Consider the following 12,500-nt stretch of genomic DNA (forward strand, 5'->3'; position numbering starts at 1 on the left):
ATTTGCACAATTAAAACCGAATAAAGAACATTGAAGATGTAATTTGATCTTATTTTATTTCTTAAAGATATAAGTTAACCTATAAAAGCTCAATTTGAGGAATACTTATCCGTTTTCTGCTCTTTGTTACATGCATAAAAGACACAAAAGGTTTGTCATTCTAAAATACAGTTCGCTGAAATCAATTTTATTAAATATAGAATTCTAAAATTTGGTTTTGTATTTAAATAATACTAGAGTTAACTAAATTCAATGCCCAGTTGAAATAACAGTCAAATATTAATCCACCAAGGCCAGTGCCGCTTTCATATACCCCATAGCAAAAGCCATTCCTGCATACCATGAACCATCACACGACATTTGTGGCGTGTGATCCGGAATCAGTACGCCTTTAAAATTGTTTTTTTTAAGAATTCTTAAAATTTGTATCATATCAATATCACCTTCATCAACAAATACTTCTTTATAATTAGGTACTCTACCTATAACATTTCTAAAGTGTATATAGGCTATTTTATTTTGACTGCTATACTGTTCGGTTGCTTGGTACACATCGCCATCCGTCATCTCTGCAATAGAACCTAAACAAAACTCAAGTTGGTTGCTTTTGCTTGATTCCATATCAATAAGTTTCTGGTATAGTTGAGGTTGGTAAACGAGTCTTGGTGTGTTTCTAATATATGGCATTGGAGGATCGTCTGGGTGCGCGGCCATTTTAACGCCCGCTTCTTCTGCTACTGGTATAATATTATTTAAAAAGTATTGTAACCGACTCCATAATTCTTCATGAGTAATTTTTGGGATTACGCCTTCTTTGGCATTTTCATCATATACCATGTTCCAAACCATTCCGTTTGGTATTGGTGTTTCATCAGCTTTTCCTTCCATTCCAACAGAAACGGCACCGCCTCTTGCATAAGCACCTACTGTTCTACTTGAAACTCCCGCCAACGAAAAATTATATCCAAATACAGGAATCCCCGCTTTTCCAACAATTCTAATCTGTTCTTTTACAAGTTCGATTTGAGATTCTTTTTGGGGACCATCCAACAAAATATCATGCCACATGGCTGGATCAAAATTTTCAATACCTTCCAGTTCCAGACCATGACTATTAATTTCTCTTTTTATTTTCAACAAATATTCTAAACTCCATAGTTTTCCATCTCCAGCTGCTCCCCATCCTTCTTTTTGACCAATGGGTTGGTTTGCACTTTCCTTATTGTTTTTTTCGTGACCAAAATAATCTACAAGATGTACAATAATATGTGTTGCACCACATTGTTTTGCAAAACGGTAATGGGCATCGTTGAGCATGTGCTTATATAATCCAAATCCCAATTTCATTTGTTGCTAATTTTTAAATTGTTGCTAAGTCTGTAATTAATCCTTTTATTCCTAACGTACTTACATAGATTGAGAATAATAAAATTATGCCCAATAATACACGGTCATATATGCGGTTTACATGGTTACCCATCAATACTTTTTTCGAGGTGAGATAAAATATACAAGCTATGGTAATTGGAAGTATTATTGCAATACATGCCTGAGACAATATTAGCACAAACACAGGCTTAAAGCCAAAAACAACACCAAAAACACTTATAACGGATAAGAAAAACAAAATAATTCTGTATTTTGTTGTTTGTGTATTCCTTTCTTCATTTTTATAATCTATTATTAACCAAGGAATGACCAATAAATTTGGTAAATGGGATGATAAACCTGCTGCAACAATACCTATAACAAATACACCTAAAGCCGATTTTCCTGCAATGGGTTCTAGTAAAGGTACCATTTCCGCAACATTGTTCATGGTCAATCCTTGTACGTGTAGTGTTGAAGCGGCCGTTATCATGACTGCGGCACTTATAAAAAACATCATAGAGGCACTAACCAAGGCATCCCGCTTCTGTATTTTGTCATCTTTTATTTTCCAACCTATTTCTTTTACTATTTGAGAACGGATAATAAATGCAAATACCGAAACTGTTGTTCCTACCATTCCCGATATAATAATTAGTGGGCTGTTATCGCTTCCTTCTGCGGTTTCTGGAAGCGAGGGTATTAAACCTTTAGCTAATTCTTCCACAGATGGAAAATTGATGAACATGGTAGCAATAAATGCCGTACCCATAATAGCTACAAATACTGCCAGTACTTTTTCAAAAAAATCATAGTTCCCTATCCATAGTAATATATAAATGCTTATAGCTATAATTATTGCCCATGCTAAAGAGGTGATACTAATATCCAATACACTTGTAGACCAAACCGCCAAAACATCTGCCAAAACACCCAGTAAACCCATTATTGCGCTTAATATAATTATGGATAGTGCTACTATTAAAATGATGGCTACATTAGGATGAATATGTGTTTTTATTCCTTGAATAATGGTTTCTCCAGTAACCATAGTATATTTACTAAACAACACAATAAGGTAATAGGTTATTAAACAACTAATAAGTACGGTCCATAAGAGATCCAAGCCAAAATTAGCTCCTGCCTTAGACATAGAGGTTACACTTCCTGTACCTACATTGTATCCAATTAGGAAAATACCAGGTAATATACTAGCTATAAGTTTTTTTAATTTTGACATTGTTTCTATTTTCTAATTATTGATTAAAACCCAATCGAGTTCCCTCCATCTACCGGTAAGCAGACACCCGTAATGAACTCTGAGGCATCGGAAGCTAAAAACGCTGCGGCTTTTCCAATATCGGAAGGCGAACCAAAACGTTGGGCGGGGGTTCTGGAAAGGATTTTCCTTTCGCGTTCTGGGTCTTGCGACATGGCATTACGGAACATTTTTGATTCTATAAACCCTGGGGCTATGGCATTGAACCTTACTCCCGTATGCGAATACTCCGAAGCCAAAGTCCTCGTCATTCCTAGAAGGGCCGTTTTGGAACTGCTATAAGCAACAACCAGCGGAATCCCATAAAGTGCGGTCATGGAACTTATGTTGATTATGGAACCTTTTTTTCTGGTTATCATATACTTAAGAACCGTTCTTGTAAGCGCAAAAATACTATTTACATTGGTATCCATTATCTCCTGAAATTCCACGTCGGTAGCTTCTAAAGATGGTTTTTTGGAGTGGCGCCCCGCATTGTTTACCAGAATTTGGATAGGACCAATTTTTTCTTCTATGGACTTTACCAAGTTTTCATGTTCTGCTTTTTTGGTAACGTCGTTAGTATAGTAAAAACAATTTGCTCCCAATATTGTCTTTGCCTCTTCTAATTTCTTTTGGTCACGCCCAGTAATCACGACCTTAGCCCCTAGGGCTATAAACTGTTTTGCTATTCCTAGCCCAATACCAGAACCGCCTCCAGTTATCAAGGCAACCCTATCGGTCAAATCGACTATGTTTTCTATTGTATTCATTATAGTTTAAATTATATTGTTAAAAATCAAAATAGTCATTGGCATTATTATAAGAAATATCCTGAACCATACGCCCTAAAAATTTCATGTCGTTTGGAAGCTCTCCATTTTCAACATCATTGCCTATTATATTGCATAATATTCTTCTAAAATAGTCATGTCTTGAGTAAGACAAAAAACTGCGGGAATCGGTAAGCATACCAATAAAGCGGCTTAAAAGGCCTTGGTTGGATAGTGTATTTATTTGCTTCTCAATGCCATCTTTTTGATCCAAAAACCACCATCCAGAACCATACTGCATCTTGCCCGGAACCGATCCGTCTTGAAAATTCCCCATCATGGTGGCTACCATCTCATTATCCTTAGGATTTAAATTGTAAATGATGGTTTTAGTTAGCTTATTACATTCTTCTAATCGATTTAAAAATATTCCCATAGAAGTGGCATAATTAAAATCTGCTATAGAATCGAAACCACATGCTTTTCCTATAATTCTAACACCTTTTTTGTTTACATCTCGAAAGGCACCTACGTGATATTGTTGAACCCATCCTTTTTCAAAGTTCCAAATGGAGAATTCATACAATAGGGAACTCATCATTTTTTGTTGATCCCCTTCTGATAAGTTTTTCCCCAATCTTATTTTTGAAAAAATTGCACTTATTTCCTGTTCTGTAGTGGTATCTACTGGAAAAGGAAATTCCAATCCATGGTCTGCAAGCCTACAACCTCTTTCATGAAAATAATTATGACGAGATTTAAGTACTTCTAAATAATCAGAATACGAACTAATAGAATTTGAACTAATTTCTTCTAAACGTTCTATATAGCTGTTAAATTCTTTTGGATCCCTAACATCCATGGCTCTGTCTGGACGCCAAGCCATAGACACCTGCAGTTCCATATTGCTCTGTACAATGTGCTGATGCCACTTTAATGCATCTATTGGATCATTTGTTGTGCAAATCTTTTGAACATTAAAGCTTTTTAAAATATTTTCAACAGACAGCTCGCCACTACTTAGCTTTTGGGATGCCGTATTATAAATATCTTTAGCTGAATGCTTATTTAGAATGTCTTCAATTCCAAATGGCTTTTTTAGTTCTAAATGTGTCCAATGGTACAGAGGATTTCGCATGGTATATGGAACCGTTTCTGCCCATTTTTGAAATTTTTCCCAATCGGTAGCTTTTCCAGTAATATAATCTTCAGAAATGCCATTTGCCCGCATAGCTCGCCACTTGTAATGATCGCCTTCTAACCATATTTGAGTGAGGTTTTTAAAAATTCTATTTTCGGCAATTTCTTGGGCTTCTATATGGCAGTGATAATCAATAATAGGCATTTTTGATGCATACTCATGGTATAATGTTTCGGCAACATTACTATGCAATAAAAAATTCTGATCTACGATTGGGTTTCTCATTAATGTAATTGTATTTGTTTTAGGTAGGAATTAAAATATCGCCATACTTCTCAACACTCCCAACTCTAACCCTCTTATTTCTGCAAGGCCTCGTAAACGGCCAATAGCAGTATAACCCGGATAGGCTTCATTTGTTTTTAAATCATCCAACATTTGATGGCCATGATCTGGACGCATTGGTAAGCTAATTCCATTTTTATTTTGAATTTCCAATACAGCTTTTACTATTTCAAACATATCTGAAGATCCATCTAAATGATTATCTTCGTAAAAACTCCCATTTTCTTCTCTTCTTACGCTTCGTAAATGAAGAAAATGGATATGCTTTCCAAATTTTCGAATCATTTTAGGAAGATTGTTCTCTGGGTTTGCTCCAAGAGAGCCTGTACAGAATGTAATTCCATTAGAAGTACTATCAATAAACCCTACTAAATCTTCTATATCCTTTTCAGATTTTATTATTCTTGGAAGTCCTAAAATATCAAACGGAGGGTCATCTGGGTGAATCGCCATTTTTACACCAATTTTTTCTGCAACTGGCACGATTTCATTCAAAAAATAGGACAAGTTAGATTTTAGTTCTTTATGGGTAATAGTATTGTACTGTGCAATCATCTCTTTAAAGACCGGCATGGTAAGATCATCTACAGTACCTGGAAGTCCCTTTAATATATTATCCTCCAGTTGCTGCTTCTCTTGCGGTTTCATATTCGAAAATCGAATTTTTGCAGCTTCTAACACTTCTTTGGTATAATCTTTTTCAGCTCCAATCCTATTCATTATATAACATTCAAAAACAGCCATTTCAATTTTATCAAATCTTAAAGCCGTGCTTCCATCTTCCAATTGCCAAAAAAGGTGTGTTCGGGTCCAATCGAGTACTGGCATAAAATTATAACATACCGTATAAATACCACAACTAGCTAAGTTAATAAGGCTTTGTTTGTAATTTTCAATTCTATTGTAGAAATCTCCTGTTTGGGTTTTTATGCTTTCATGTATTGGAACAGATTCTACAACAGACCAAATTAATCCGCTATCTTCAATTATTCTTTTCCTTTCACTTATTTCTTTTACTGTCCAAACTTCACCATTTTGTATATGATGTAGTGCTGTTACAACACCTTTAGCCCCAGCTTGTTTTATATTAGAAAGTGTTACAGAATCATCTGGACCATACCAACGCCATGTTTGTAGCATATTCATGAACAAGAAATTATTTATTATTACCTATTAAAAAACCTTCTAAAATACGCACTTCAAAAGGCTCCAATTCAATCTCTTTGGTTTCATTGACATTTATAATGATACTTTCTTTTTCCTTGTCCTCATTCCAAGGGCTTTTAAATTCAAAATTAGAATGGTTTTCTTTTGAAAGTTCAAAGACTTTCGCTGGGTTTAATTTGAATTTTACTTTTTTATCACTGGGGTTTCTAAGGGAAATAATCCCTTTTTCCGGAGTCCATGAAGCAAAGCCATATGTTTCTAAATTAATGGGGCTTCCGCCAATCCAATGCGTGTCTTCCAAAATGGTTTCGTTGGCTTTTGCCCATTTGGCTCCTTCTGCAACTACGGCCCAAAACTCAGGCTTCATTTTATTGTAGCTTATATATAATTCTTGCAAGCTAGATCCGGCGGCAAAGGAGGAATATACCATATCCTTAAAATCCTCCAGATCGTCATTAACATATTTTGAGGGGTGCCCTAAATTGGCGTAGGCTATGCCCACCGTCATTATTGAATTGAGCGGATAAAGAGGTGCCCTGTTTACAATATTATTATGGAGCGTCCCATCTCTATAAGTCATCATTTTTTGTGTGGTACTCCCCACACCAGCTTGATGCAAATCGCCTGCTCCCCGCCATATACAATCGGCATATTTGAGCCAAAAGGGTGAAGGCCATGTGCCTACGGTAATATTGATATAGACATCTGGATTTGTTTTTCTTAAATTGGAAATAAGCTTTACCCCTGCCTCCATATCTGGAAGATATTTTGGTTCTGAACCTCCAAAGCCATCAAATTTAAAATAGTTGACTTTGTAATTGACTAACATATCGGTCGCCCTTTCCAAAAAACGATTGTAATAATTTTTGCCGGCAAGACTTAAACCTTTATCATTTGTTTCCAACCCTTCCCTTTTTGCAGATGCCACCCTTCTGTCCTTGTTTTCTAAATAGCCTCCAAATGGCGACATCCAAACTCCAATTCCCGAATTGTATTCTTTGCAAAGTTTGGCCTGACTCTCAAATCCGTTTGGAAACTTTATAGGGTCAAAATACCATACGTTGTCCAAATCGTCCCAACCATCATCAAAAACAAATGCATCTAGTTTTATGTTAAAGGGTTTTATAAATTTTTCGTTCCAGGCATGCATACGTTCCGTAAGCTGCTCCGAGGTAAAACTGGACGCGCCATCATCGGTAATGTCCCACCAACAGTTATAATGCAAGAACTGTTTGTAGGGTCTGGCCCTTTCCTTTTTTATATAGTCACTAAAAAATCTCCTTTTTTGATTTTCAGGAAATACGCCCATTACAGCCCATTCAGAAATATTTTCAGAAGGCTTTAACTCGTCTTCCCGATTTACATAAAAGTTTAAAATATTTGGGGTCTTTTTGTAGATATGAAACGTGCCTGTAGCGTTTTCTGGTTGATTTACACTGGCCTTCATCTCATATTTGGCTTCTTTTGTATAGGATTGCAACTCCAATTTATAAAGACTGCTTCCTCCAATACCATTTAATACATGCTTGTCCTCAGTTACCATTTTACCGTTTTCAAGAAGGGCTATTGAATTGATATTGAACTGGTCTGGGCCACCTGCATGTTCATAGGAAATCACATAGGCTCCAGCACCATCTATTATGTTGGAAATATCGACTTGAGGCACACTAACATCTCCTATAGTCCTAACCAATAAGGCTTTGCTTTGGGCTATGGGGTGTTCCATTCCAAAATAGAAATTCTTATATATTATGGGCGATCCCAAAACCGATCCATCATACCATGCGCCCTGTAGTGTCCCATCAAAGAAAGTTATTTTCTTAATCTTTACCGGTGTATGGATTGCTTCTATCTTTATATTTTGCTTGATGTAATTGCCTCCTTCCCTTAATTGGGCAGCCCATTGGATTGCAATATTGTCATCCCTCGAAATGAGGTTTCCAGAAATTTCCTTTCCTGAAAAAGACAAGGCCTTGTTTGGTAAACTATCTGTTGGTTTTAAGATTGTTAAGCGTAAAGCTTCTTGAAGCTTAAAATCTTCATTGCTGAAATTTTCACCATTTTCCAATTCAATATTAAAAAGGGCAATATTTTTTAAATTGACTTCGGTACCATCATAGTTATTGGCTACTTTTTCAAGTTTTATAGTACTGTTTGCTATGCTCCAAACGGCTTCGATAGCTTTATTCTTTAGAATAATTTTGTCCCCATCAATTTTAGATTGGGCAATTCCAGGGGAATTGGTTGTTAAAACCGCATGTGTTGGATTGGTTTTCTTTTTGCATGTGAATAGCAGCAATACAGATACCATACCTATTATTCTTATAATGGAATATTTTTTTTTAGCCCCCATACTATTGTTTTAATAACCTTTCCACAAAAGTTTTAGCCACAGGGTTAGTACTTAGCCTATGGTTTAACTGTAATTGGCAAACTGTAAATGTCCCTTTACCGTAATTCATTTCGGCAACGGCAAATGCTCCTCCTTTATCTCCAACCCAATTGGTGTTACCGCTTAAAAGAATAGGGTTCCAATCTTTATTTAAAAGCATTATGGCACTTAGGAATGGTGATACTAAATCTTTGGATTCGTCGTACCAAAATTTAAAATCATTGGGTTTATTGCCCTTAACCATAGGATGGTCTGTTTGGGGCGACACAAAATAATAGCTTCCCATGGCCGTATTTTCTACTTTTATATGGCTTTTTGCAATGGAATAATCGCCTTGTCCCAACTCCATAAAAACGACTTTTTTACCATTTAGTACCAAATTATCGATTTCGTCCTTATGCTGTTGATACCAATCAAAATCATCTATAATAATCGTATTGGCACTGGTGTAATCTTTTTTAGGGTTTACTTTTAATTCGTTTAGTAATGGCAATGCTATATTTTGTTTTGTATTAGTGGCATAAACACTTTTAGGCCATGTTTCCTGATTTGGAAATACTTCCAAATCAACCGTAGATTCACTGATCCCATTACCGTTTTCATCAAATAATCCCAATCTTAATAAAAAGGAAGTCCTTTCGTTTACTTCTGGTAGTTTTCTATTTATATAGCCTTGAAATTCTGAAGCATTTTCAGCAAATTTTGCATTTATTTCATTTGAAAACACAATGCGTTTTCCTTTTTCCATTTGGTACTTTAAGGTATAATTTTCTGGAATTTCGTTTAAATCATTACACAACCAAGCCTCAACTTTTAATGCTTCACCTGAATAAAAATGATACCTGTCCGTTCTTAAACTTGCCATCAAAGGTTTTAGAGCATCTCTATAGGTAAAAAATGCCTTTTTGGGCTGTCTGTCTACATCCATTATGGTTTTCATCCAGCCTGCCGGCCAAGCGTCTATGAATAAGTGAATGGCAAATGAAACCATATCTGAATTACGCCTAAACGACTCAGTGGTCAGTTTTGTTGCCCATGCTTGGTGTGTTTGGCTAGCTTCTATCCAATCCTTTACATTGTCCTGCGTATTAAACCACATGTAGTGAAAACGATGGGTCTGTGCTTTTGAAATCCGATTGGCATTCCACGTTTTTTCTTCGGCCTTGCTTTGTGGGAGCCATGATTCTGGATAGTATTTTTCCATGACATTGTAGTTGTCCAGTCCCTCTGCACCAAACTCGCCACAACCATAAAACCAACCAGGTTTAATGTATTGCCAATAGCCTTTGTGCAGTTCGCCCAGGCCCAATCCGTGTCCATTATACCAACCATTGTAACAATGGCTATCGGGTAACCCTGGTGATGGTGGGTCGTAATCACCATCACTGGATTTTATTACCCTATCGGGGTTTGCCGTTAGTACGGCCTGGTCGCAGGCTTTGTATAGTTTCATATAGCCTTCGGCATCTCCTATTTGACGTTGGGGAAATCCTTCTCCGTTTGGAAAACGCTCGTTCATATAGGTTATCATAATATTGCTTGGGTGATTGCGTACCAACCGTTCCATTTCTCCCGCCTGCTTCACTATCTCTGCCCATTTGTTGGGACGCACACCTCCAAATAGAGGAAGGTCTGTTTGGGTCATCAAGCCCAGTTTATCGCAATACTCATAAATTTCGGGTTGTACCGGGCGCTGTGTTAAACGCAAAAAATTCATGTTACAAATCTTTGCCAGCAAAATATCGTCTATTAACTGATCCCAATCTTTATTTTTTACATCAACTTGCAAAAATCCCATGGTATTTGCCCCCCGTAAACGGATTTTATTTCCATTTAAGTACATGGTACCTTTTGGGACACTTATGGTATCCATAGTGAATGAACGCATACCAAATTGTTGCTTTTTGGTATCTGTTAATTGCTTATCTCCATCGAACAGTTTTACCTGTAATTGATACAGCCAAGGGGTTTGGTTGTTCCAAATTTTGGGATCTTCTATATCTACCGTTAATTTTAAATAATTTTTTCCATAACCCATTTTTAGAAACTTATGCTTACCATCGTTAGGTTTATCTAAGTCTCCAACGCCTTGAATGAATTTTGTGCTGGGTTTATATTCGAACTCGGGTACAACGGTTGCTTTAAAATTTTGTCCAAAAACTGCTATTTTGGCTGTTATTTCTTTGTAATCTTCATAAAAATTATTGACCTCCAACCAAATTTCGGCCTGTTGCTTTTCCAATAAGGGACGAACAAATGTATCGTTTATGTGTAGTTTTTCCCGAGCTTCAATGTAACAGTCTTGATAAATACCCATGCCATCGGCAATATGCCATCCCGTTTCAGGATCATCATACCCTACTCCTGTTCCAGTAAAGATTTTATCACCATACACCCTAACACCATTTAGGTCATTACTCCCTGTCATATTATAATCGCTTTCTACCTTAACGAGTATGGTGTTTTCTCCAAGTTTAGCATGTTTGGTAAAATTGAACTCGAACGGGGCAAACATGCCTTCGTGTGTGCCTTGTAACGCTCCGTTTATAAACACAGAAGCTTTATAGTCTACGGCTTTGAAACATGAAAACAAACTGCCTTTGTCCAACATTTCCTGGGTCAGAACAAAAGTTCTAAAATAATACGTTACTGCACGACCACGTGGTGGACCAAAATGGGGCATCTGTACCTTTTCCCATTGTCCTTTACCTTTTAGGGTTTCCGTGAAATTGGAGACATCTTCACTGGTTTCCCTTCTCCAATTAAATTCGGTTAAAGGAATCTTTATTCTGGTTGTCTTTAATTCTGGTGCTTTGTTATCCATAAAAGGGACAAACTGCTTCCTGAATTTTAGCAACTCTTCCTGAAGCTCGTCTGCCGTATCCATACTATGAATTGGTTTGAACGCTGCAGATGGACTGTTCGTTACGGGTAGATATTCTTCGGGCAGGGTTTTTGGCACCTTTTGCTCCAATAAATGTAATCGTGTGCCAGAAACCATATTGCCAATCTTGGCAAAATGATCCATTTTCTCCTGTGAATGGGAATCAACTGTAATAATCAAGCAAACTATTACGGACAGAAATGTGATCTTGTGTTTTTTCATGTTATCAATAACCTAACCTTATGAGGTATTGGTCTAATTATTATATGGGTTTTTATTAAAAACCCTCAGATTCATAGGTATTAAACCATAAATAACGGTTCTCGTCTTTTCAAAGTCAAACACGTTCAGTTTTATTTTGATTTTTAAAAAAGATGCCATTTATCATTTAAACGGCATCTTTTTCACAATATAAAACTAATTCAACTTTAACAAAACTAATACTTTGGATTTTGTTCTATTACCGCCCCACCATTTCTATCGATAACGGACTGAGGTATGGGAAAGAGATTATTAAATTCCTGAATGGAGTTTTGTGCGGGTCCATACCCAAATCGTTTGGTACGATCGTATATCAATCCCAATCTGCCTAAAGTAAGCATCCTATATTCTTCGCCATACAGTTCACGGATTCTTTCGTCCAGTATATAATCTATATCCACATCGGCATCATCAACTAAAGGAGCTTGAGCTCTTGTACGAATAGCGTTAATATCGTCTGCTGCCATATCGTTTTGTCCTTTACCCAAATAAGCCTCTGCTCTTAGCAAATAGGTTTCGGATAAACGCATTACATAAAAGTCGCGCACATAGCCATTATCTGGTCTTCCATCTAAGTGTTTATCTGTTCCAAACTTTTGCCAGTTGGGAAAAATATAGAGCATTGAATCTTCGGCAACCGTTAAAAAAGATTTAGGGATTAAATCTCCTTTGCTATATGGAGCTATATCGTCCGCAAAATAAAATTTACGCTTAATTGCTGCTTCCGTATTTCTTAAATCGTTTTCTGCCCCTCTCCAAACAGTATAATTTGCATGGTCAACTCCTCTTATAAATGCTACTCCTCGACCAGTAGAATCCTGTGCCGGCCCCGTATAACCCGCTTTTTGGAATGACCAATGGAAATTTTGGAACATACGCTCTGTTGTAGGACGGCCAAATCTTATTGTACC

At 36.7% G+C, this 12,500-nt stretch carries 8 protein-coding genes; all 8 read right to left on the minus strand.

Annotation, left to right across the window (positions count from 1 at the left end; genetic code table 11):
- Window positions 1-279 precede the first annotated feature (279 nt).
- The gene (locus AADI82_RS09635; RefSeq protein WP_341216235.1) at window positions 280-1,347 is read right to left on the minus strand and encodes a mannonate dehydratase; all 1,068 of its coding nucleotides are present in this window, start codon (window positions 1,345-1,347) and stop codon (window positions 280-282) included.
- A gap of 13 nt (window positions 1,348-1,360) precedes the next feature.
- A complete protein-coding gene (locus AADI82_RS09640; protein ID WP_341216236.1) occupies window positions 1,361-2,608 on the minus strand; it encodes an Nramp family divalent metal transporter in 1,248 nt (415 codons plus the stop codon).
- Between the two features lie 23 nt (window positions 2,609-2,631).
- Window positions 2,632-3,399: a glucose 1-dehydrogenase gene (locus AADI82_RS09645; RefSeq protein ID WP_341216237.1), complete on the minus strand. Its 768-nt coding sequence runs from the start codon at window positions 3,397-3,399 to the stop codon at window positions 2,632-2,634.
- A 19-nt stretch (window positions 3,400-3,418) separates the two neighbouring features.
- Window positions 3,419-4,825: a glucuronate isomerase gene (gene uxaC, locus AADI82_RS09650; RefSeq protein WP_341216238.1), complete on the minus strand. Its 1,407-nt coding sequence runs from the start codon at window positions 4,823-4,825 to the stop codon at window positions 3,419-3,421.
- 30 nt (window positions 4,826-4,855) lie between these two features.
- Window positions 4,856-6,025 carry a mannonate dehydratase gene (uxuA, locus tag AADI82_RS09655; RefSeq protein WP_341216242.1) on the minus strand — a complete coding sequence of 390 codons (1,170 nt, stop codon included), beginning with the start codon at window positions 6,023-6,025 and terminating at the stop codon, window positions 4,856-4,858.
- Window positions 6,026-6,041: 16 nt separating this feature from the next.
- Window positions 6,042-8,405: a hypothetical protein gene (locus AADI82_RS09660; protein ID WP_341216239.1), complete on the minus strand. Its 2,364-nt coding sequence runs from the start codon at window positions 8,403-8,405 to the stop codon at window positions 6,042-6,044.
- Window position 8,406: 1 nt separating this feature from the next.
- Window positions 8,407-11,472: a glycoside hydrolase family 2 TIM barrel-domain containing protein gene (locus tag AADI82_RS09665; RefSeq protein ID WP_341216240.1), complete on the minus strand. Its 3,066-nt coding sequence runs from the start codon at window positions 11,470-11,472 to the stop codon at window positions 8,407-8,409.
- A gap of 293 nt (window positions 11,473-11,765) precedes the next feature.
- A partial coding sequence (locus AADI82_RS09670; RefSeq protein ID WP_341216241.1) for a RagB/SusD family nutrient uptake outer membrane protein occupies window positions 11,766-12,500 on the minus strand: 735 nt, incomplete at its 5' end.

This window comes from uncultured Wocania sp. (assembly GCF_964021735.1).
Taxonomy (GTDB): Bacteria; Bacteroidota; Bacteroidia; order Flavobacteriales; family Flavobacteriaceae; genus Wocania_A.